Raw genomic sequence first — 19,463 nt, 5'->3', positions numbered from 1 at the left:
TGAGTTCGACGATCGAGCCCACCGGCACCGGTACGCGGATCGAGTCGCCCGACAGCTTGCCGTCGAGGTTCGGCAGCACCAGGCCGATCGCCTTGGCGGCGCCGGTCGTGGTCGGCACGATGTTGACGCCGGCGGCCCGGGCGCGACGGGCGTCGCGGTGCGGACCGTCCTGCAGGTTCTGCTCCTGCGTGTAGGCGTGCACCGTCGTCATGAACCCGTGCTCGATGCCGGCGAGTTCGTCGAGGACCGCGGCCAGCGGCGCGAGCGCGTTGGTGGTGCAGGAGGCGTTCGAGACGATCGTGTGCACGGCCGGGTCGTAGGCGTCGGTGTTGACCCCGAACGCGAGCGTGACGTCGGCGCCGTCCGACGGCGCGCTGACGAGCACCTTCTTCGCACCCGCGTCGAGGTGGGCCCGGGCGGCCTTGGCCGAGGTGAAGCGGCCGGTGGCTTCCAGGACGATGTCGACGCCGAGTTCGGCCCACGGCAGCTGCGCCGGTTCGCGCTCGGCCAGCACCGTGATCCGACGGCCGTCGACGACGAGGGCGTCCCCGTCGACGGTCACCGGACGCCCGAGCCGGCCGGCCGTGCTGTCGTAGGCGAGCAGCCGGGCGAGAGTGGCGGGCTCCGTCAGGTCGTTGACGGCGACGACCTCGAGGGCGCTGTCGCGCTCCAGCAGTGCGCGCAGCACATTGCGTCCGATGCGGCCGAATCCGTTGATGGCGATGCGAGTCATGAGTGATGTCCCTTCCCTTCGCCACCAGGCTCGCCCGCGGCCGGCGCCGCCGACAGTGGCGGGATCGCCAGGGTTCAAAAGGATCCCGCCATGCGGTGCCGGGCGGGTCACTCGCCCCGGGTGAAGGTGCGCCGGTACTCGCTCGGTGTGGTGCCGAGGATGCGCTGGAAGTGCAGGCGCAGGTTCGCGCCGGTGCCGAGCCCGATGTCGGCGGCGATCTGTTCGACGCTGCGCTGTGAGCGCTCGAGCAGTTCGCGGGCCAGGTCGATGCGGGCGCGCATCACCCACTGCATCGGCGTGTAGCCGGTCTCCTCGACGAAGCGCCGGGAGAACGTGCGCGGCGAGACCCCCGCCTGCCGCGCCAGTATGTCGAGGGTGAGGGGCTCGCCGAGCCGGTGCAGCGCCCACTCGCGGGTGGCGGCGAACCGCTCGCCGAGCGGTTCGGGGACGCTGCGCGGCACGTACTGGGCCTGGCCGCCGCTGCGGTAGGGGGCGGCGACCAGGCGCCGGGCCGCGTGGTTGGACGCGGCCACCCCGAGGTCGCCGCGCAGGATGTGCAGGCACAGGTCGATGCCGGAGGCGGCGCCGGCCGAGGTGAGCACGCTGCCCTCGTCGACGAACAGCACGTTCTCGTCGACCTGGACGAGCGGATGCCTGGCCACGAGCGCCCGCGTGTAGTGCCAGTGCGTCGTGGCGCGCCTGCCGTCGAGCAGGCCCGTGGCGGCGAGCGCGAAGGCGCCCGTCGAGATGGCGGCGAGCCGCGCGCCCCGGTCGTGGGCGGCGACCAGTGCCTCGACGACGGCCTGCGGCGGGTCGTCGCGGTCCGGGAACCGGTAGCCGGGGACGAAGACGATGTCGGCCCACGCGAGCGCGTCGAGGCCGTGGGCGACGTAGTACGCGAGGCCGTCGCCGCCGGTCACGAGGCCGGGCGTCGCCCCGCACACCCGCACCTCGTACGGCATGCTCGCGCGGGTCGTGAAGACCTGCGCGGGAATTCCGACATCGAGCGGCTTCGCGCCCTCCAGCACGAGGACGGCGACGCGATGCAGGCGGGAGGCTGGCACAGGAAGAGGTTACGTGGGGCGTTCGAGCACTGGCTGCGTGCGGCCGGTACCCCGTAGGGTGCCGGCCATGGCCTGTCGCATTTCCGAACTGATCATTCCGTGCCGGGAACCGCAACGGCTGGCGGCGTTCTGGTGCGAGGTGCTGGACTTCGTCGTGCTCGACCCCGACGACAACGGCGCGGTGGAGATCGGACCGGAGGAGGGGTTCGGCGGACTGCAGCCGACCCTGGTCTTCGTCCCCACCACCGAGCCCAAGACCGGCCCGCTGCGGCTGCACTTCGACGTCAACGCCACCGACCGCGACCAGGACGCCGAACTCGAACGCCTCCTGAAGCTCGGGGCGCGCCCGGCCGACACCGGCCAGACCGGCGAGGAGCCCTGGCACGTCCTGGCCGACCCCGAAGGCAACGAATTCTGCCTCCTGCGGGCCCGCCTGAGCTGAGCACCGGCCCGCGACACCGGGACCCACCGGATCGTCGTGTCCCTCACGGAGCGTCCGCATCGTGCTCGGCGGGGACGTGCCGGACGCCTTTCGGCGGGACGGGACGGCGGAAAAGGCGTGGGGCGAGGATCGCGCGGGCGTCAGACTGGCTCCATGAGCAACCCGGGTTCCAAGGCCGATCTCCGCTTCTACCTGCAGTCCGCCCGCGACGCCCTGGTGTGGAAACTCGAAGGGCTCCCGGAGTACGACGTCCGCCGCCCGCTGACGCCGACCGGCACCAACCTCCTGGGCCTGGTGAAACACGCGGCCGGCGTGGAACTGGGCTACCTCGGCGACACCTTCGGACGCCCGTCCGGCGAGCCGCTGCCCTGGCTGGAGGACGGGGCCGAGCCCAACGCGGACATGTGGGCCACCGCCGACGAGTCGCGCGAGGACGTCGTGGGGCTCTACCGCCGGGCGTGGACGCACGCGGACGCGACGCTCGACGCGCTGCCGCTGGACACGGTCGGCAGGGTGCCGTGGTGGCCCGACGGCAGGGACGAGGTGACGTTGCACCACGCCGTGGTGCGCGTGATCGCCGATACGCACCGGCACGCCGGGCACGCCGACGTCCTCCGGGAACTCATGGACGGCGCCGTCGGGATGCGCGAGGACAACACCGGCCTGCCGCCGGGCGACGCGGCGTGGTGGGAGGACCACCGGGACCGGCTGGAGCGTGCGGCCCGGGAAGCCGGGCGGAAGGCGTGACGCCGGGCGCCCTCGCCGGGTGCGCGGCCGGATGCGGCCCGCGCCCGGCCGTCCCGGGAACACCCACTTTTTTGTGCGTACTTGGCAGGCCGGGGCCCTGCGGCGAACCTTGATGCGGGCGCCGGGCGGGGCACCGGAACAGGAAAGGAGCGCAAGCGGCCGACCGTCAGGCGACCGGACGGGCGACTCGGACCTCACCCTCGCCCTCGGCCCCGGCTTCAGCCCCGGCCAGCCTCTCCAGGCGGCGGTGGCCCCAGTCGGAGAGGGGGGAGAGGGCCTCGGCGAGGTCGCGGCCGAACGCGGTCAGGGAGTACTCGGTCTTCGGCGGGAGCACGTCGTAGACCCGCCGGTCCACCAGTCCGTCCGCCTCCATCTCGCGCAGCGCCTGGGTCAGCACCTTCTCGGTGAGGCCGGGCACCCGCCGGCGCAGTTCGGCCGGCCGGTGCGGGCCGGACTCCAGCAGCCACAGCAGCGTGGTCTTCCACTTGCCCTCGATCACGGCGATCGCGGCGGTCACCCCGCAGACGTCCGGATCGTGGCGCCGGTGCACCATGCCGTGCCCCTTTCCTCAGCAATCACCACGTACGTTACGGGAGTCGAACCATGTCTGTGCACACCGACCGGTCCGCCGTCACCGTCCTCGGACTCGGCCCGATGGGCCGGGCGCTGGCCACCGCGTTCCTGGACGCGGGGCTGCGCACCACCGTCTGGAACCGCACGCCCGGCCGGGACGGCGAGCTGGTCGCCCGGGGCGCGGTCCCGGCGTCCTCGCCCGAGGAGGCGGTCGCCGCCGCCCCGCTGACCGTCGTCTGCGTGGTGAACTACGACGCCTCGGACGCCGTGCTGCGCCAGGACGCCGTCGCCGCCGCCCTCAAGGGCCGTACGGTCGTGAACCTGAGCGCCGACACCCCCGAGCGCGCCCGGGACACGGCCGAGTGGGCCGGGCGGCACGGCGTCCGCTACCTGGACGGCGCGATCATGACCCCGACCCCGACCATCGGCACGGACGACGCGGTCCTCCTCCTCAGCGGCCCCGAGGAGCTGTACCGGGAGCACCGGCCCGTGCTGGCGGCGCTCGGCGGCAGCCACACCCACCTCGGGGAGGAGATCGGCCGCGCGGCGGCGTACGACATCGCGCTGCTCGACGTCTTCTGGACGGCGATGGCCGGCTACGCGCACGCCCTCGCCGTGGCCCGCGCGGAGGGCGTCACCGCCCGGGAACTCGCCCCCTTCGCCCAGGGCATCGCCGCGATCCTCCCGCCGCTGTTCACGGAGTTCGCGGCCGACGCCGACGCCGGTACGTACTCGGGCGAGCTGAACCCGATCACCTCGGCCGCGTCGACCATGGCCCACATCGTCCACGCCTCCGAGTCCCGCGGCATCGACGCGAGCGTGATGCGCGTGATCGAGGGGCAGGCCCGGCGGGTCATCGCGCTCGGGCACGGCACGGACGGGTTCACCCGGGTCGCCGAGCTGCTCGCCCGCCACTGACCGGGCCCCGGGCGGCCTCAGAACGGCAGGGGCCGCCCGTGCACCACGTCCAGCCGGGACACCGCCCGGGTCAGCACCACGTACAGCCGGCGCAGCCCCCGCGCCCCGTGCCCCTCCGCCTCCGCGATCGCCGCCGGTTCGACGGCGACGACGTGGTCGTACTCCAGGCCCTTGACGAGGCTCGCCGGCACCACGGTGACCCGCGCGCCCGGGTCCTCCGGGCCCGCCGCCCCCACCCCCGCCCCGGTCAGCGCCCGCCGCAGCCGGGGCACGTCCGCGTCCGCCGCGACGACCCCGACGGATCCCTCCCGCCCGAGCGCGTCCCGCACGGCGGCCACGACCGCGGCCGGGAGCCCGTCCGGGTCCGGGACCTCCCGTAGGCGCACCTCCCCGTCGCCGCGCAGGGACCGGGCCGCCGGGACGTCGACGTCGAGCCGTTCGAGGAGCCGGTTGGCGAGCGCGACGACCGCCTGCGGCACGCGGAACCCGGTGGTCAGCGGGACCACGGCCGCGTCCGGCTTCCCGAGGTGCCGCAGGGCCTCCGGCCACGAGCGGGCCGCCCACGGCGTGGTGCCCTGCGCCAGGTCGCCCAGCACGGTGAGCGAGCCGAAGGCGGCCCGGCGGGCGATGGCCCGGCACTCCATCGGGGAGAGGTCCTGGGCCTCGTCGACCACGACATGGCCGTACCCGTCCGGGTGCTCGATCAGCCCGGCGACCTCGTCGAGCAGGACCAGGTCGGCGGCCGACCAGCGCGCCGACCTCCACGACCGGGGCGGCCTCGCCCACAGCACGGCCTTCTGCTCCCCGGGATCCAGCACCCCCTCGGCCGCGGCGGCCAACACCCCGGGATCGGTGAGGAGTTCGGTCACGACCTCCTCCGCGCGCACCCGGGGCCAGACGGCGTCGACGTACGCGGACACCGGCCGCGCCCGTTCGATCCGACGCACCCAGGCGGTGCCGCGCGGCCCGCTGCGCCGCTCGGCCCGCTCCCGCACGCACCGCACGATCCGCGCCCGCACCCGCTCCCTTCCGACCGCGTACGGCGGTTCCTCGTTCCGCACGTCCGCCACGATCCGCGCCAGCTCGTCCCCCGCGACCCGCCAGCGGTACGACCCGTCGGGCACCGCGAGGGACTCGGCGTGATCGGCCCGCACGCGCGCGTACAGCGCCCGGCGCAGCACCCCGGCCATCCTCGCGTCGTGCTTGACGACGGCGGTGCGTTCGTCGTCGGTGCCGGTGACCGGGTGCCGGGCGATCTCCTCGGCGAGGGTCGACTGCCGTACGCCGGTCTCGCCGAGGGCGGGCAGGACCTCGGAGATGTAGGAGAGGAAGGTGCGGTGGGGGCCGAGGACGAGCAGTCCGCCGCGGCGGATGCGCTGCGGGTGGGTGTAGAGCAGGTACGCCGCCCGGTGCAGGCCGACGGCGGTCTTGCCGGTGCCGGGGGCGCCCTGCACGCACACGGAGACGTCCAGGTCCCCGCGGACGAGGTCGTCCTGCTCGGGCTGGATGGTGGCCGCGATGTCCCGCATCGGCCCGACGCGGGGCCGCTCGATCTCCCGGGCGACGAAGTCGCTGACCCGCGTCTCCCCCTGCTCCTGCTCCCGTCCCCGTTCCAGGTGCTCGTCCTCCAGCCCGGTCAGGTCGGCGGACCCGCCCCGGCTGCCCGGTGCCCAGCCGAACCGCCGGCGCACGGCGACGCCCTGCGGATCGCGGGCGGAGGCCTGGTAGAAGGCGCGGGAGACGGGGGCCCGCCAGTCCACGACCAGGGGTGGGGCGGCGGGGTGCTCGGTGATCCGCAGCCGCCCGATGTGGTAGCGCTGCCCGGCGTGGCCGGTGTCCCCCGGGGCGAAGTCCAGCCGGCCGAAGAAGAGCGGCCCTTCGGGCAGTTGGCGCAACTCCTCGGCCCGGCTGCGCAGCCGGTACCCGAGGACCTCGGCGTCGGCGCCGGAGGCGGAGACGTCCTCGCCGGTGAGGACCTGCTCGCCGGCGCCGTCGACCATGGCGGCCAGGGCGGAGCGGCAGCGGTCGTGGTGGGCGCGTTCCTGGGCGAGGGCGTGCCGGAGGGTCGGCTCGGGTGGTGTCATTCCACCGAGCGTACCGAATAACTTAACCGAGTAACATTTTTTACCGCGTATCACCGATGCCGAGACGGGACAGCGTCGCCGCCAGCACGTCGAACGCCCGCTCGGCCGCCGCCACCGCGTCGGCCCGCACGTCCGCGATCCGCTCCCCCGCCGCGATCCGCCGCCAGTTCTCCTGCGCGAGGATCCGCCGGACGGCGATGACCTGCCCGGCGGCCAGCCGCGCGTCGAGCCCTCCGCCGAGCGCCTCGGCCAGCCTGTCCTCGGACCGCTCCAGGTACCCGTACAGCCGTGCCACCAGCGCCGGCGTCCCGTACAGCAGCGCGTGGAAGGCGAGCACCTCGGGATCGTCGTTGAGCCCGGTGACCGGGTCGCACCGCTGGAGCCCGTCCAGGAAGTGCCGCCGCAACGCCTCGACGGGCGTCGGCCCCTGACCGGCCACCCGCGCGGCCTCGTCCTCGTGGTCCGCGATCCGGAAGAGGACGAGATCCTCCTTCGCCGGGAAGTACCGGAACAGCGTCGGCTTGGAGATCTCGGCCGCGGCGGCCACCTCCGCGACGGACACCGCGTCGAAGCCCCGCTCCAGGAAGAGCCGGATGGCGGTGTCCGACACGGTCCGGTACATCCGCCGCTTCTTGCGCTCGCGCAGGCCGGTCTCACTCATGCGGTGAGCCTACGCAGGGCAGCGCTTCACCGGTCGCCACGGGCGCGACGTCCGGGTGCGGCGCCCTCCCGGTGCTCCCCGTGCCAGCGGACGAGCGCCGAGGAGATGTCCCGGGCGGCCGGCACCTCATCCAGGCCGAGGGGCTTCGCGGCAGCGGCGAGCACGCCGTGCAGCCGGCGGGCCGCTCGGTCGTAGGCGCCGCCGTCGTCCTCCGGCGCGGTCTCCAGGGACAGACACTCACGGATGACATCGGTGAAGACCGACTGGGCACGCTTGTAGCCGAGCAGTTTCGGCAGATCGGCCTCCCAGCCGTCGCAGGCGCCGGGCCGGGCCGCCTCGACGGCGCTCCGCCACCGCTCGATCACGTCCGTTTCCTGCCGTTGCGGGTACCGCATCAGGTGAAGGTGCGTGGCCAGGTCGTAGAGCGGATCCCCGACCATCGCCAGTTCCCAGTCGATGGCCCACAGACCGCCCTGCGGGTCGACGACGAAGTTCTCACGGTGCAGGTCGGCGTGGAGAAGGCAGAAGGGCCGTGGCGTCAGGTGCCGCAGCCGCCCTCGCAGCCTTTCGAAGGAACCCCCGTCCACGCCGAGGGTTCCGAACAGCTTCTCGAACCGCTTGGAGTTGTGCCGGTACACCCGGTGTTCGGTGAAGTGCACGAGCCGTTCGAGGAATCCCCCGGTGTCCCCGTCCGAAGGCCGGTCGTCGGGTTTGCACCTGCGCCTGGCGCGCACGTCACCCGCCCCGATGAGAGCCATCTGGCGGAAGAGCTCCGTGATGCGGTCGACCAACGGCTCCGGAACCGCCGCGTCAGCCCCGTACAGCGTCCCCAGGGTCGCTCCCTCGATGAATCGCTGCAGATCGGCCGAGCCGGCCCGGAAGACCTCGGGGACACCCGTGACACGGCCCTGCAGGGCGCGCAGCAGCTGCTCCTCCGAGGCGAAGCAGCGCCGGTCGAACCACAGCAGGCCACGACGCGGTTCGCGACACTTCCACCGCACCTGCTCGCCCGACGCCGTCGCACCGGGCAGCGGGAACACATACGTCTCGTGGTGGTATCCCGTGAGAGGACCGACCACCACGCTCGCGTCACCGCTCATGTCAACGGCACGCCGCCGAGTCGAGGAAGCCGTTTCGGGTGACATCGCCCGTTCTTTCACCTGAGCCCACGCCGAGGAACACGGAAGGGAGGAGAGGACCGTGCTCCCTCGCGCCACCGCATCGTGCCAGAAGCCGCTCGCCCCGAGACCGTCGCCCTGTCGCTCGGCCGGGCGACGCGGCGTCCATGCGTACGGGTCGACGCGGACGGTGATTCGCCGACGCCCGATCACCGGCCCGGGCGAGCCGACCACAGGACGTCGAGGACCGACTTCAGCGAGCGTCCGACGACGTCGGCCCCCGCGGCCCTGAGTTCGGCGTGTTTGCGGTCGCTGGTCGCATAGCCCAGGAAGTGCACGCCGGCCTCCGCCGCCGCCTGGCAGTCCCCGGGACTGTCACCGATCATCAGGGCGTCCGAGGGCGCCGCGCCCATGGTGTTCAAGGCGTGCACGAGGCAGTGGGGGTGGGGCTTCAGGAGATCGAGCCGGTTCGTCCGTCCGTAGACGTGGGGGGCGAAGCTGCTGAGCAGCCGACGGCCGTCGAGGTAGTTCCGCGCCGCGTGAGCGGAGTTGTTGGTCACCACGGCGAACCGGCTGCCGAGCGCGGCCCAGGTGCGGATGACGGGGTCCGCGTACGGAGTGGGCATGGCCGAGGACACGGCGCGCAGTTCCTCCCGGGTGAGGCGCTCCTCGAGCTCCGCGACCAGGTCGCTGTCGGGGTGGCGGCGGTCGACGGCGCGCAGGACGACCTGTGGGTCCGGGTGTTCCCGTTCCTTCTCCGTGAGCAGTCCGCTCAGTCCTTGACGCTCCAGCCACTCGACGAGTTCCTTCGCCACCTGCTCGGCCTTGTGGCCCGCGAACAGGCGGCAGATCGGTCCGTCGAAGTCCCACAGGACCACGTGGGCGCGTGTTACCAGGTTCCGCAGCACGTTCGGGTCTTCCGTGGTCTCATCTGTCACCGGATCAGTCTGCGCCGTATTCGGGTGTCACCGGGAGCCTCCGGAGTGCCCCGCCTTCGGTCCGGGGAAGGACCCGGGACCGCGCCGTCACGCGGTGACCGGCCGGGGGCTCCTCGGTGCCGCGGCAGCGGACCGTCCGCGACTTCGGCAGGCCCCGCGCGAAGGCGCGGAAGGGGCAGGCCGCGTCAAAGGACTGCCGGGAGGGGAGCGGTCAGTAGGAGAGCGTCAGGTCCGTCGTGATGGTTTCCCAGAGGGCGTCGAACCACTTCTGGGATTCCTCCACGAACGCCCGGTCCCGCTGCCCGGCCTGCCTGACGAAGGAGAAGAGCAGGGACTGGGAGCCGAGGGCGTCGTACATCTCCAGGGTCCGGCTCTCCCACTCCTCCTCGCGCCGGGTGAGCATGTAGTAGCCGATCAGCGCCTCCTCCCCGTTGAGCAGGTACAGCTTCACCGGCGGGGTGAAGGGGAGGGCGCGGAACGTGACGCGCACGTCGATGCCGTGCGTGGCGCGCAGGGCGAGCAGGTTGTGCCGGAGCACGCGGGCCTGGGCGTTGCGCTGGGTCAGCCACCGCTCGTGGACCGGGTCGTCGTCACCGTCACGGCCCCCGACCGGGACCGGGAAGGCCAGGTTGATCTCCCGGGAGGGCAGCAGGAGGCGCACCTCGACCGAGTCGGGGCGAAGGCGGCCTTCGTGGATGTGCCGGACCGGTTCGCTCAGCGCCAGCATGAGGCTCTCGGCCGTCAGGCAGACCGCGTCGATCCGCACGTGCGCGGGCGAGAAGGCCTCCGTCAGGCGGGGCGCCAGTCCCACCATCGTCGGCTGGGGTTCCTCCCGGGCGGGGGCCGGCTCGGCGATCCGCGGCGGGCTGCCCTTGCTGACGTTGCTGAGGAGGCCGTCCTCCTGGAGCGCGCGCAGGGCCTGGCGGACGGTGCCGCGCTCCACGCCGAACTCCTCGGCGAGCTCGGCCTGGGTGGGCAGGCGGTCGCCCGCCCTGAGCTCGCCGACGCGGATGCGTTCCCGCAGGATGTCGGCGATCTCCTGGGGCGAGAGCCTTCTGCTGCCGTTCGCTGCCACGTTCTCCTGGTCCACGGCCAAACGCTACAACCTTGATCCATCTGTGGGGAGTTGTTTGAAAGTTGTTTACGAGTAAGGGCCAAGTGGGGACAACTTACTCAGAGTTGGTTGCCAACTTTTCCAAGTTGGTGGGAGTTCTGCTTCCGAAGTGGGGGAAACCAGTGCCCGTCCTCGCCCTGTTCTCCGCGGTCCTCGTCGTCACCCTCGAGCAGCTCGTCCAGTGGAAGTACGGCGCCGCCGGCATCGTCGGCCTGCTGCTGCTCACCGTAGGCATCAAGGCCGGGCGCCCCGGGATGAGCTCCGCCGGCGCGGTCCTGCTCGCCCTGCTGGTGGCGCGGCCCGCCCTGTGAGCCGCCGCCGGGCCCGCGGCCCGCTTCCCGAGGGGGACGTCAGCTCGTGAGCACCAGCTCCGAGCTGATCGTCTCCCACAGGGCGTCGAACCACAGGTGGGACTGCTCCACGAAGACGGTGTCCCGCGGTCCGGCGCCCCGCTCGAAGGCGAACAGCATGGACCGGACGCCCTGCGCGTCGTACATCTCCAGGTTCTCGTGGTCGATCAGCGCCTCGCGCCGCGCCAGCGTGTAGTAGGCGAACAGCGCCTCCACGCCGTTGAGCAGGTACAGCTTCACCGGCGGGGTGAAGGGCAGCGCCCGGAACGTGACGCGCACGTCGATGCCGTGCGTGGCGCGCAGGGCGAGCAGGTTGTGCCGGAGCACCTGCCCCTGGGCGTTGCGCTGGGCCAGCCACCGCTCGTGGACCGGATCGTCGTCGCCGTCGCGGCCCCCGACCGGGACCGGGAAGGCGAGGTCGATGTCCCGGCTGGGCAGCAGGACGCGGACGTCGACCCTGGCCGGTTTCAGTCGCCCGGCGTGGATCTGGCGCAACGGCTCACCGATGGCGAGGGTGAGGGAGACCGAGGTCAGGCAGACGGCGTCGATCTCGACGTGCTCGGCCCCGAAGGCGGCGGCGATGCGGGGCGCGAGGGCCACCGTGGTGGGCAGCGGAGGTGCCGCGGGGCCGGTCAGCACCCTTCCGGCGTCGGCGGCGACGGTCGCCGGGGCTCCCTTGGAGACGTTGGTGAGCAGCCGCTCGGACTGCAGGATGCGCAGTGCCTGGCGCACGGCGCCGCGCTCGACGCCGAACTCGTCGGCGAGCCGGGCCTGGGTGGGCATGCGCTGGCCCGGCTGCAGCGCTCCGGACCTGATCCGGGCGCGCAGTTCGTCGGCCACCTCGCGATGTGTTCTCCGTGGCCGCTGTGACCTCTCCCGTCCATGGACGGAGGCGTGTTCCGGCTCCACGACCGAACAGTACAACTTCCCGCCATCTTTGGGCAGTTCCGGCGGAGGTGGTTATGAGTCGCTTCCAAGTGGAGATAACTGAAGGCAAGTTGGTAACCAACTTGAGCAACATGGTCGGCAACCAAGGAGGTTGGCCACCGGGGCGACGGTTGGGGACCACCGACGACAAGGGGGACCGTCATGCCGCTCGTCGCCATCGTCCTCGCCGCCCTGGCCATCGGGGTCGAGCAACTCGTCCAGTGGAAGTACGGACCGATGGGGATCATCGCCTTCGTCGCCCTCACCGTGGGCATCAAGGCGCGGAACACCATGATCAGCGGCATCGGCGCGGTCATCCTCGTGATGCTGCTCGCCCAGTCCGGCTGACAGCACACCGCACGGACCGCCGGCCGGGCTCCTCTCCGGAGGGGAGCCGGGAGCCCCGCCGGCCGGCACCACCCGCACCACCACAACCACAACTGAACAGCTCGCTACGGATGAGCGCACACCCGTCACCGGAGACAAGGAGGCAGGCAGCAGGAGCGCGAGGGAACCGCCGCTCAGAACATGTCCGGGCACCACGGTCGCCTGGACGTACGCAGCAGGGCGTCGGCCAGACGGGCGGCGCCCGCTCGTTCTTCCCGCACCCGGCCCAGGGCCGCCAGCCGCACCGCCGACTCGTCCCCCAGCCACAGCACCGCCAGGTCGGCGACGTCCAGCGCGAGGTCGGCGCTCTCACGTGTCGGCGCGCAGGACCCGGTCCCGTCCGCCGACGCCTGGAGCCGGTACCGCCCGCCGGCCAGCCCGCCGCTGTCGGACACCTCCAGCACCAGCGAACCCGCCGCCCCGTACGTCCGCGCCTCCAACGCCCGTACGACGTCCAGGATCCGCACCCACAGCCAGTCCGCCTGGGTGGTGACGGCGGCGGCGCGCGGGTCCGGGAGGAAGTGCGGGAGCAGGTCGTCGGGGGCCCGCCAGCCGCTCTTCACCTTCACCACCCAGTCGATCGAGCACAGGTAGTGCCACAGCGCCCGCTCGGCGGCCGGGGTCACCCCGATCAGCCAGTTCACGCTCACCGTGTTCAGCGGCTGCTTGGCGTCGCCCCACGTGTCGTCCGCCGTGTAGGCGACCATGCCCTCGACCTCGCCGCCCGCCGAGCGGTACACCGCGAAGCAGGGCTCGTCCCAGGTCGGGTGGAAGCGCACGGCGCCGGTGGCCACCTGCCACCACACGTCGGTGCGGTCGACGGCGCCCGGCTGGACCCGGCGCAGCCGCTCGTGCAGGTCGGGGCCGAGCTTGCGCACGTCCTCCCCGTCCACGAGGTCGATCCGGCCGCCGTCGTCCGGGACCGCCCGGCGCGGGTCGAGGCCGGTGCGCGGCACGTCGATCGTCCACTCGGTCGCCGAGGTGGCGGGGCCGAAGCCGTAGCGGCCGTAGATCGGGTACTCGGCGGCGATCAGGGTCGCCACGACGTCCCCGCCGTCCTTCGCGGCGGCGAGGTCCTGGGCCATCATGCGGGTGAGCAGGCCCCGGCGGCGGTGGGTGGCGGTGACGGAGACGTTGGTGACGGCGTCGGCGGGTACGGTCGCACCGCCGACGACGGTGAGCTCCTGCGCGAAGGAACGGAACGTCGCGACGCAGCGCCCGTCGTCGAAGGCACCGAGCCGCCGGCCGGGGAGGAAGTGCCGGCGGCGCGCGTCGACGACCTCCGGCGGAGAGGTGGGGGCGCGGAGGAACCCGGTGTTGAGGGCCCTGTTCCAGTCGGCGAACTCGGAGTCGGTGATCGGGCGTACGTCGATGTCGGCGCGGGAGGTCATGGGCTCACGGTAGGTCGCCGGCCGGGAGGTGTCGCGAGGTTTTCCCCGGGCACCCGCCCCCACCTCCGCGACGCGTTCCCCCGGGCTCCTCCCGACGCGCGCGCCCCCGGGAGCCGGCTTCTAGAACACCGCCCGGACCTCCCCCACGACCGCCCCGCCGCCGGTCAGCGGCGCCCGGCCGATCCGCTCGACCACCGGTGCGTCCACCCCCATGATCTCCAGCGCCCGCGCGAGCACCGGCCCCAGGGCCCGCACCGCCCCGTCGTCCACCTTGAAGGCGAGGGCGCGGCCGTCCGGCAGGGCGACGGCCTGGACGGCCTCCGCGCCCATCTTGGACAGGGCGCCCGGGATGCCCCGCATCAGCCAGGTGTCGGCACGGCGGGTGCCGGCGACGTACTCGGGGTGGGCGCGCATGGCGTCCGCGACGCGGCGCTCGGGCGTGCCGGGCCCGGCGAGGACGAAGGAACGGTAGGCGCGGGCCAGACCGGTGAGGCTGATCGCCATCAGCGGGGCGCCGCAGCCGTCCGTGCCGACGGCGGCCACCTGCTCGCCCGCCGCCTCCTCCACACCCTCGTGAACGATCCGCTGGAGCGGATGGTCCGGGTCGAGATAGGTCTCCAGCGGCCAGTCCCGCAGCGCGCACGCCGCCAGCATCGCGGTGTGCTTGCCGGAGCAGTTCATGGTCACCTTCTCCCGCACCCCGCCGGCCGCGAGGTACGTCTCCCGCTCCTCCGCGTCCAGCGGCAGGTCCGGCGGGCAGCCCAGCTGCCGCTCGCTCAGCCCGTACTCGGCCAGCATCTTCTGCACCAGGTCGCGGTGGAAGTCCTCCCCCGAGTGGCTCGCGGCGGCCAGCGCCAGCCGCTCCCCCGCCAGGTCCAGGCCCGCCCGCAGCACGGCCGCCGCCTGCATCGGCTTGTTGCTGGACCGGGGGAAGACGGGTGCCGCCACGTCTCCCAGCGCCAGCTCCACGGCCCCGTCGGCGTCCAGCAGGACCAGGCTCCCCCGGTGCCGCCCCTCGACGAAACCGGAACGGACGACCTCCGCGAGAACGGGCGGTGCGGGCGGTATGGCGGGCAGGGACGGTACGGGCATCGGCGGTGGCCTTCCGGACGGGAGTACGCCCCGCCCGGCACGGGGGCGGCCCCGGGATCACCGGTCCGTCCCCGCCTCACACGAGCAGGTCGTCGACTTGCGCTTCCCCTTCACGGTACCTGCGGGCGATTTCGGCGCTGCAGTCGTCGGCCGTGCGCTGCAGCCGCTGCCGCCGCCGGGACACCTGCTGCTCGTACCGCACCAGCCGTCCCATCGCGTCGTTCAGCTCCCCGTTCGTGCGGGCGTCCAGGTCGGACAGCTCCACCTCGGCGAGCATCTCGGCCGCCAGCCGCCGGTACTCCTCGCTCTGCGGCGTGCCCAGCGTCACATGGCGGGCGGAGGACCGGTGCCGGGCCGGGGTGTCCCGCAGGATCTCCGGCAGCCGCTCCACCACGGACGCCTCCACCGGTGCGGAGGCGACCGAGGCGGTGCCCGCCGGGGTGCGCCGGGCCAGCTCCGCCCGCAGGATGTCGATCCGCCCCTGGAGCAGCCGCCGCACGTAGCTGAGGTCGGCCTCGTCACGCTGGGCGTCACGGCGCAGGGTGCGCAGCTCGGGCAGGCTGAGCGCGGTCAGCTCGTGCTCCGGCGGTGTCTCGGTCAGCACCGGACTGTCCGTGCGCTGGATGGGCGGCCGGTGGAACTCCCGTTCCCCGACTCCTGGATGGGCCGACGGGACAGCCCCCAGCGGCTGCCCGATCCCCGGTGTGCTCATGTGCCTCAACCGTCCCCTCGACCGGCATGTGCCAGCATCGTGCCACCCCGAGTGCCCGTCATGTGACCGAGTGCGCCCGATCCGCCCCAGATGGCGGTTAAGGAGTAAAAATAGCCCGGCCGGGGCCCCGCGCGGACCGCCGTCGGCCGGCTGTTCGCCGACCGGCATGATGGTCGTATGCGAGCAGTGGTGCAGCGGGTGGACGGCGCGAGCGTCGTCGTGGACGGCGAGACGGTGGGGGCGATCGAGGGCGAGGGGCTGTGCGTCCTCGTCGGCGTGACCCACGAGGACACCAAGGAGAAGGCGGACCGGCTCGCCCGCAAGCTCTGGTCGATCCGGATGCTCCAGGACGAGAAGTCGTGCAGCGACATCGACGCCCCGCTGCTGGTCATCAGCCAGTTCACCCTTTACGGCGACGCCCGCAAGGGCCGCCGCCCCACCTGGAACGCCGCCGCCCCCGGTGACGTCGCCGAACCGCTGGTCGACGAGGTGGTCGCCCGGCTGCGCGCGCTGGGCGCGACGGTGGCGACGGGCCGCTTCGGCGCGCGGATGCGGGTGTCGCTGACCAACGACGGCCCGTTCACCGTCCTGCTGGAGATCTGAGAGACCTGCGGGAGGTCCGGGAGACCTGAGGGATCCGGAGCCCCCGACGCGGGTCAGGGCTCGACTATGGTCTCCTGGGCCGCCGCCGTCTCCCCGGCGATCAGCCGCGCGTCCACCGGCACGTTCCGCTTGACCAGCGCGAGCGCGACCGGACCCAGCTCGTGATGGCGCACGGACGTCGTGACGAACCCGACCTTGCGCCCGTCGGCGCCGTCGTCCGCGAGCCGGATCTCCGTCCCCTGCGGCGGCAGGTGGACCTCGCTGCCGTCCAGGTGCAGGAAGACCAGCCGGCGCGGCGGCTTGCCCAGGTTCTGCACCCGGGCGACGGTCTCCTGGCCCCGGTAGCAGCCCTTCTGCAGGTGCACCGCGCCCCCGATCCAGCCCAGCTCGTGCGGGATGGTGCGGTGGTCGGTCTCGAAGCCGAGCCGGGGGCGGTGCTGCTCGACGCGCAGCGCCTCGTGGGCGAGGATCCCGGCGGGCTGCCCGGCCTTCCCGGCGTACGACTCGAGGTCGGCGCGGGGCAGGAACAGATCACGTCCGTACGGGGTCTCGCGGACGACGACGCCCTCGGGCGCCTCCGCGATGGAACCGGCGGGCAGGTGCACCACCGCGATGTCGGCGGTGCGGTCGGCGACCTCGACCCGGTAGAAGAACTTCATCGACTCCAGGTACGCGATCAGCGCCTCCTGGGTGCCGGGCTCGACATGGGCCCAGACCGTCTCGCCGTCGTCGACCAGGTAGAGCGCGTGCTCGATGTGGCCGTGCGCGGAGAGGATCAGCGCCTCGGTGGCCCGGTGCGGCGGGAGCTCGCTGACGTGCTGGGTGAGCAGCAGGTGCAGCCAGCCGAGCCGCTCCGGTCCGGAGACGGTCACGACCCCGCGGTGGGACAGGTCGACGAAGCCGGTGCCGCCGGCGAGGGCGCGCTGTTCGCGGAACAGGTCGCCGTAGTGGGCGGCCACGCCTTCGTCCACGCCCTCGGCGGGGACGGCGCCGGGCAGGGTCAGCAGGGGGCTCTTCATACGCCTAGCCTACGACTCGGTAGTTGAAGCCTTCAGGGAACAGTCCTCGCACCTGCCGAAGATCGCGAAGTGCTTCATGTCCGTGTCGAAGCCGAAGGTGTCCCGCAGCTTGGCCGTGAACTCGGCGGCCACCCCCACGTCCGCCTCGATGACGCCCGAGCAGTCACGGCAGACCAGGTGGATGTGGTGGTGCCGGTCGGCGAGGTGGTACGTCGGGGCGCCGTGTCCGAGGTGGGCGTGGCTGACCAGGCCCAGCTCCTCCAGGAGCTCCAGCGTGCGGTAGACGGTGGAAATGTTGACCCCCGACGCCGTCTTCCTCACTTCCGCGAGGATGTCGTCGGGGGTCGCGTGTTCAAGGGTGTCGACGGCTTCGAGCACGAGTTGGCGCTGCGGCGTCAGCCGGTAGCCGCGCTGCCTGAGGTCGCTCTTCCAGTCGGTGCTCACCACACCACGAGTCTAGGGCCGCCGGGAGGTGTCCGGCGGGCCGGACCTACTTGAAGAAGGCGATCCCGTCGTCCGGCATGTCGTCGGGCAGGGCCTTGGCCCAGCGCTCGACCTCCTCCGGGGTGACGACCTTCTTCAGGTGCGCCGACATGTAGGGGCGCAGCTCGACCTCGGGGGTCTGCTTCTCGCCGACCCACATCAGGTCGCTCTTGACGTAGCCGTACAGCCGCTTGCCGCCGCTGTAGGGGCGGGAGCCGGCGGTGCGCGCGACCGCGTCCGTGACCAGGTCGATCTGCGGCTTCTGGTCGGCCAGCTCGCCGTACCAGATCTCGATGACGCCGTCGTCGCGGGTCATCGTCACCTCGACCTTGCGCTGGGCGTCGATGCGCCAGAAGCCGTGCTCGGACTCCAGCGGCCGGACCTTGTTGCCGTCGCCGTCCAGCACCCAGGTGTGGGAGCGGTACTCCAGGAAGTCCCGGCCGTCGTGGGTGAAGGCGACCTCCTGCCCGAAGTTGCACTTCTCGGCGCCGGGGAAGTCGTGCACGCCCGCACCCGCCCAGTTGCCGAGCAGGAAGGCGAGCGGCACGAGGTCCTTGTGGAGGTCGGACGGGATCTCGATCATGAGCGGAAGTTCCTAGCGTCGGGTCAGCGCTGGCCCTGGTACAGCTTCTTCACGGTCAGCCCGGCGAAGGCGAGAACGCCGACGGCGACCAGGACCAGCAGGGCTTCGAAGAAGATAACCACGGGGTGCTCCTTGAGCGGGGGTGCGGTGCGTGTGCACAGGGCCGGTCCCCAGCTTACGCGGCCGGGACCCGCCCCCGTCGGGTGAGGTGCGCCCTCCCGCTCCCCGGCTCGGCCCGGCAGCCGGCTCCGCAGCACCACCGTCCGCCGGAACGGCACGGCGCGCGCGGTGCCCTTCCGGGACTGCAGGACCACCGCGAGGACGTCCCCGGCGAACGGGGAACCCCGGCGGACGCGCTCGGCCCCGCGCGACCGCACCCCCGTCAGCGGCGACACGGTTCTCTCCGGTTCCGGTAAGAGGTCCCCCACAGAAGGTGAAGCGTGCCTTCCGTCTGCGCGCTCGGAAGTCCCGCAGGTGACCGCCGCGGCCGCAGGGGCGTTGATTACGATTCGGCCATGGCGAAGAAGCTCGTGATCAAGGTGACCGCGGGGGCCGATGCCCCCGAACGCTGCTCGCAGGCGTTCACGGTGGCGGCGGTGGCCGTGGCCAGCGGTGTGGACGTGTCCCTGTGGCTCACGGGCGAGTCCTCGTGGTTCGCGCTGCCCGGCCGCGCCGCCGAGTTCGAGCTGCCGCACGCCGCCCCGCTGCCCGACCTGCTGGACTCCGTCCTGGCCGCCGGCCGGATCACCCTGTGCACGCAGTGCGCGGCCCGTCGCGACATCACGGAGAAGGACGTCATCGAGGGCGTACGGATCGCCGGCGCGCAGGTGTTCGTCCAGGAGGCGCTGGGGGACGGGACGCAGGCGCTCGTCTACTGAGACGACGGGCGGGGCGACCCCGCCGGACCGCCGGGCGTCACCGGGGCCGCTTCTTGCCGTCCAGCTCGTCCCACCACTCGTCGGACTGCGGGTCGCCGGTGGGGTCGTCCCACCAGCGGTCCTCGGGGCCGCGCCGGTTGGCGACCACCGCGGCGAGCGGCGGGATGACCATGGCCACCACGCACATGCCCACGGCCACCGGCACCGACCACAGCCGCACGACGCCCCAGGCCAGGACGAACAGCCCGATGCACGTGCCCATCATGACGAAGTAGGTGCGGCGCCTGCGCGCGTACATACGTCCAGCGTAGGTCCGGGCACGCCGAAGGGCCGCATCCCAGGCGTCCAACCCGTGGGATGCGGCCCCTCCGCGAGCGGACTCAGACCGCGATCGCGACCTCGGCCAGACCGCCCTGCTGGGCGACGACCGTGCGGTCGGCGGTGCCGCCGGGCACCAGGGCGCGGACGGTCCAGGTGCCCTCCGCCGCGTAGAAGCGGAACTGTCCGGTGGCGGAGGTGGGGACCTCCGCGGTGAACTCGCCGGTCGAGTCCAGCAGACGGACGTAGCCCGTCACCGGCTCGCCGTCGCGGGTCACCTGACCCTGGATGGTGGTCTCACCGGGCTTGATCGTCGAGGCGTCCGGGC

At 72.9% G+C, this 19,463-nt stretch carries 24 protein-coding genes; 7 read left to right on the top strand and 17 right to left on the bottom strand.

Translation table 11 applies throughout. The features are described 5' to 3' along the window. Together RIM90_RS22615 and RIM90_RS22610 are read right to left on the bottom strand one after the other, a co-directional pair. A partial coding sequence (locus RIM90_RS22615; protein ID WP_309062581.1) for a type I glyceraldehyde-3-phosphate dehydrogenase occupies window positions 1-733 on the bottom strand: 733 nt, incomplete at its 3' end. 107 nt (window positions 734-840) lie between these two features. Further along, a complete protein-coding gene (locus RIM90_RS22610; protein WP_309062580.1) occupies window positions 841-1,797 on the bottom strand; it encodes a helix-turn-helix domain-containing protein in 957 nt (318 codons plus the stop codon). A gap of 67 nt (window positions 1,798-1,864) precedes the next feature. Between RIM90_RS22610 and RIM90_RS22605 the strand changes: the two genes are divergently transcribed. Then, window positions 1,865-2,239: a VOC family protein gene (locus tag RIM90_RS22605; protein ID WP_309062579.1), complete on the top strand. Its 375-nt coding sequence runs from the start codon at window positions 1,865-1,867 to the stop codon at window positions 2,237-2,239. Between the two features lie 153 nt (window positions 2,240-2,392). Further along, the gene (locus RIM90_RS22600; protein WP_309062578.1) at window positions 2,393-2,986 is read left to right on the top strand and encodes a DinB family protein; all 594 of its coding nucleotides are present in this window, start codon (window positions 2,393-2,395) and stop codon (window positions 2,984-2,986) included. 166 nt (window positions 2,987-3,152) lie between these two features. Here RIM90_RS22600 and RIM90_RS22595 read toward each other — a convergent pair whose 3' ends face one another. Next, entirely contained in the window at window positions 3,153-3,539 is a 387-nt protein-coding gene (locus tag RIM90_RS22595; protein WP_309062577.1) for a helix-turn-helix domain-containing protein, read from the bottom strand. 50 nt (window positions 3,540-3,589) lie between these two features. On the opposite strand from RIM90_RS22595, the gene RIM90_RS22590 reads away from it, so the two are divergent. Next, the gene (locus tag RIM90_RS22590) at window positions 3,590-4,477 is read left to right on the top strand and encodes an NAD(P)-binding domain-containing protein (protein ID WP_309062576.1); all 888 of its coding nucleotides are present in this window, start codon (window positions 3,590-3,592) and stop codon (window positions 4,475-4,477) included. A 17-nt stretch (window positions 4,478-4,494) separates the two neighbouring features. Here the strand turns inward: RIM90_RS22590 and RIM90_RS22585 are convergent, their stop codons facing one another. The 5 genes from RIM90_RS22585 to RIM90_RS22565 form a co-directional block, all read right to left on the bottom strand. After that, window positions 4,495-6,561, bottom strand: coding sequence for an AAA family ATPase (locus RIM90_RS22585; protein ID WP_309062575.1), 2,067 nt, complete (start codon window positions 6,559-6,561; stop codon window positions 4,495-4,497). 40 nt (window positions 6,562-6,601) lie between these two features. Next, window positions 6,602-7,222, bottom strand: coding sequence for a TetR family transcriptional regulator (locus RIM90_RS22580; RefSeq protein WP_309062574.1), 621 nt, complete (start codon window positions 7,220-7,222; stop codon window positions 6,602-6,604). A gap of 26 nt (window positions 7,223-7,248) precedes the next feature. Beyond that, entirely contained in the window at window positions 7,249-8,322 is a 1,074-nt protein-coding gene (locus RIM90_RS22575) for a phosphotransferase (RefSeq protein ID WP_309062573.1), read from the bottom strand. Window positions 8,323-8,549: 227 nt separating this feature from the next. Then, entirely contained in the window at window positions 8,550-9,278 is a 729-nt protein-coding gene (locus RIM90_RS22570; RefSeq protein ID WP_309062572.1) for an HAD family hydrolase, read from the bottom strand. A gap of 211 nt (window positions 9,279-9,489) precedes the next feature. Further along, window positions 9,490-10,374, bottom strand: a complete 885-nt coding sequence (locus tag RIM90_RS22565; protein WP_309062571.1) for a GntR family transcriptional regulator — start codon at window positions 10,372-10,374, stop codon at window positions 9,490-9,492. A 140-nt stretch (window positions 10,375-10,514) separates the two neighbouring features. On the opposite strand from RIM90_RS22565, the gene RIM90_RS22560 reads away from it, so the two are divergent. Next, window positions 10,515-10,703 (top strand): hypothetical protein, encoded by a 189-nt coding sequence (locus RIM90_RS22560; protein WP_309062570.1) that lies wholly within the window; start codon window positions 10,515-10,517, stop codon window positions 10,701-10,703. Between the two features lie 39 nt (window positions 10,704-10,742). Here the strand turns inward: RIM90_RS22560 and RIM90_RS22555 are convergent, their stop codons facing one another. Further along, the gene (locus RIM90_RS22555) at window positions 10,743-11,666 is read right to left on the bottom strand and encodes a GntR family transcriptional regulator (RefSeq protein ID WP_309062569.1); all 924 of its coding nucleotides are present in this window, start codon (window positions 11,664-11,666) and stop codon (window positions 10,743-10,745) included. A 165-nt stretch (window positions 11,667-11,831) separates the two neighbouring features. Here RIM90_RS22555 and RIM90_RS22550 point away from each other — a divergent pair, with 165 nt between their 5' ends. After that, a complete protein-coding gene (locus tag RIM90_RS22550) occupies window positions 11,832-12,017 on the top strand; it encodes a hypothetical protein (RefSeq protein WP_309062568.1) in 186 nt (61 codons plus the stop codon). Between the two features lie 173 nt (window positions 12,018-12,190). Here RIM90_RS22550 and RIM90_RS22545 read toward each other — a convergent pair whose 3' ends face one another. The 3 genes from RIM90_RS22545 to RIM90_RS22535 form a co-directional block, all read right to left on the bottom strand. Further along, window positions 12,191-13,447, bottom strand: coding sequence for a GNAT family N-acetyltransferase (locus RIM90_RS22545; protein WP_309062567.1), 1,257 nt, complete (start codon window positions 13,445-13,447; stop codon window positions 12,191-12,193). Between the two features lie 120 nt (window positions 13,448-13,567). Then, entirely contained in the window at window positions 13,568-14,539 is a 972-nt protein-coding gene (locus tag RIM90_RS22540) for an asparaginase (RefSeq protein WP_309062566.1), read from the bottom strand. Window positions 14,540-14,615: 76 nt separating this feature from the next. Beyond that, window positions 14,616-15,251, bottom strand: coding sequence for an aerial mycelium formation protein (locus RIM90_RS22535; protein WP_309062565.1), 636 nt, complete (start codon window positions 15,249-15,251; stop codon window positions 14,616-14,618). A 177-nt stretch (window positions 15,252-15,428) separates the two neighbouring features. On the opposite strand from RIM90_RS22535, the gene dtd reads away from it, so the two are divergent. Then, window positions 15,429-15,854: a D-aminoacyl-tRNA deacylase gene (gene dtd / locus RIM90_RS22530; RefSeq protein WP_309062564.1), complete on the top strand. Its 426-nt coding sequence runs from the start codon at window positions 15,429-15,431 to the stop codon at window positions 15,852-15,854. 53 nt (window positions 15,855-15,907) lie between these two features. Here the strand turns inward: dtd and RIM90_RS22525 are convergent, their stop codons facing one another. The 3 genes from RIM90_RS22525 to RIM90_RS22515 are packed head-to-tail and all read right to left on the bottom strand — an operon-like array spanning window position 15,908 to window position 17,939. Further along, complete coding sequence (locus tag RIM90_RS22525; protein WP_309062563.1) at window positions 15,908-16,873, bottom strand: folate-binding protein; 966 nt, start codon at window positions 16,871-16,873, stop codon at window positions 15,908-15,910. 9 nt (window positions 16,874-16,882) lie between these two features. After that, on the bottom strand, window positions 16,883-17,320 hold the full coding sequence (locus RIM90_RS22520) for a transcriptional repressor (RefSeq protein WP_309062562.1): 438 nt from the start codon (window positions 17,318-17,320) through the stop codon (window positions 16,883-16,885). Window positions 17,321-17,363: 43 nt separating this feature from the next. Next, the gene (locus RIM90_RS22515; protein ID WP_309062561.1) at window positions 17,364-17,939 is read right to left on the bottom strand and encodes an FABP family protein; all 576 of its coding nucleotides are present in this window, start codon (window positions 17,937-17,939) and stop codon (window positions 17,364-17,366) included. A 515-nt stretch (window positions 17,940-18,454) separates the two neighbouring features. Here RIM90_RS22515 and RIM90_RS22510 point away from each other — a divergent pair. After that, window positions 18,455-18,817, top strand: a complete 363-nt coding sequence (locus RIM90_RS22510) for a DsrE family protein (protein WP_309062560.1) — start codon at window positions 18,455-18,457, stop codon at window positions 18,815-18,817. A 37-nt stretch (window positions 18,818-18,854) separates the two neighbouring features. Here RIM90_RS22510 and RIM90_RS22505 read toward each other — a convergent pair whose 3' ends face one another. Together RIM90_RS22505 and RIM90_RS22500 are read right to left on the bottom strand one after the other, a co-directional pair. After that, window positions 18,855-19,115, bottom strand: coding sequence for a DUF3099 domain-containing protein (locus RIM90_RS22505; protein WP_309062559.1), 261 nt, complete (start codon window positions 19,113-19,115; stop codon window positions 18,855-18,857). A gap of 82 nt (window positions 19,116-19,197) precedes the next feature. Next, window positions 19,198-19,463: DUF1416 domain-containing protein (locus RIM90_RS22500; protein WP_309062558.1), on the bottom strand; the 266-nt coding region annotated here is incomplete at its 5' end.

This window comes from Streptomyces sp. (assembly GCF_031181555.1).
GTDB lineage: Bacteria > Actinomycetota > Actinomycetes > Streptomycetales > Streptomycetaceae > Streptomyces > Streptomyces fimbriatus.
The sequence above is the reverse complement of the archived record's forward strand: the minus strand, read 5'-3'. Positions and strand labels throughout refer to the sequence as shown.

Excerpts from the sequence above, each read along its gene's own strand:
- RIM90_RS22590 (WP_309062576.1), top strand. The coding sequence starts at position 3,590 with ATGTCTGTGCACACCGACCGGTCCGCCGTCACCGTCCTCGGACTCGGC.
- dtd (WP_309062564.1), top strand. The coding sequence starts at position 15,429 with ATGCGAGCAGTGGTGCAGCGGGTGGACGGCGCGAGCGTCGTCGTGGAC.
- RIM90_RS22525 (WP_309062563.1), bottom strand. The coding sequence starts at position 16,873 with ATGAAGAGCCCCCTGCTGACCCTGCCCGGCGCCGTCCCCGCCGAGGGC.
- RIM90_RS22585 (WP_309062575.1), bottom strand. The coding sequence starts at position 6,561 with ATGACACCACCCGAGCCGACCCTCCGGCACGCCCTCGCCCAGGAACGC.
- RIM90_RS22505 (WP_309062559.1), bottom strand. The coding sequence starts at position 19,115 with ATGTACGCGCGCAGGCGCCGCACCTACTTCGTCATGATGGGCACGTGC.
- RIM90_RS22540 (WP_309062566.1), bottom strand. The coding sequence starts at position 14,539 with ATGCCCGTACCGTCCCTGCCCGCCATACCGCCCGCACCGCCCGTTCTC.
- RIM90_RS22575 (WP_309062573.1), bottom strand. The coding sequence starts at position 8,322 with ATGAGCGGTGACGCGAGCGTGGTGGTCGGTCCTCTCACGGGATACCAC.
- RIM90_RS22510 (WP_309062560.1), top strand. The coding sequence starts at position 18,455 with ATGGCGAAGAAGCTCGTGATCAAGGTGACCGCGGGGGCCGATGCCCCC.
- RIM90_RS22515 (WP_309062561.1), bottom strand. The coding sequence starts at position 17,939 with ATGATCGAGATCCCGTCCGACCTCCACAAGGACCTCGTGCCGCTCGCC.
- RIM90_RS22600 (WP_309062578.1), top strand. The coding sequence starts at position 2,393 with ATGAGCAACCCGGGTTCCAAGGCCGATCTCCGCTTCTACCTGCAGTCC.
- RIM90_RS22605 (WP_309062579.1), top strand. The coding sequence starts at position 1,865 with ATGGCCTGTCGCATTTCCGAACTGATCATTCCGTGCCGGGAACCGCAA.
- RIM90_RS22545 (WP_309062567.1), bottom strand. The coding sequence starts at position 13,447 with ATGACCTCCCGCGCCGACATCGACGTACGCCCGATCACCGACTCCGAG.
- RIM90_RS22535 (WP_309062565.1), bottom strand. The coding sequence starts at position 15,251 with ATGAGCACACCGGGGATCGGGCAGCCGCTGGGGGCTGTCCCGTCGGCC.
- RIM90_RS22550 (WP_309062568.1), top strand. The coding sequence starts at position 11,832 with ATGCCGCTCGTCGCCATCGTCCTCGCCGCCCTGGCCATCGGGGTCGAG.
- RIM90_RS22595 (WP_309062577.1), bottom strand. The coding sequence starts at position 3,539 with ATGGTGCACCGGCGCCACGATCCGGACGTCTGCGGGGTGACCGCCGCG.
- RIM90_RS22580 (WP_309062574.1), bottom strand. The coding sequence starts at position 7,222 with ATGAGTGAGACCGGCCTGCGCGAGCGCAAGAAGCGGCGGATGTACCGG.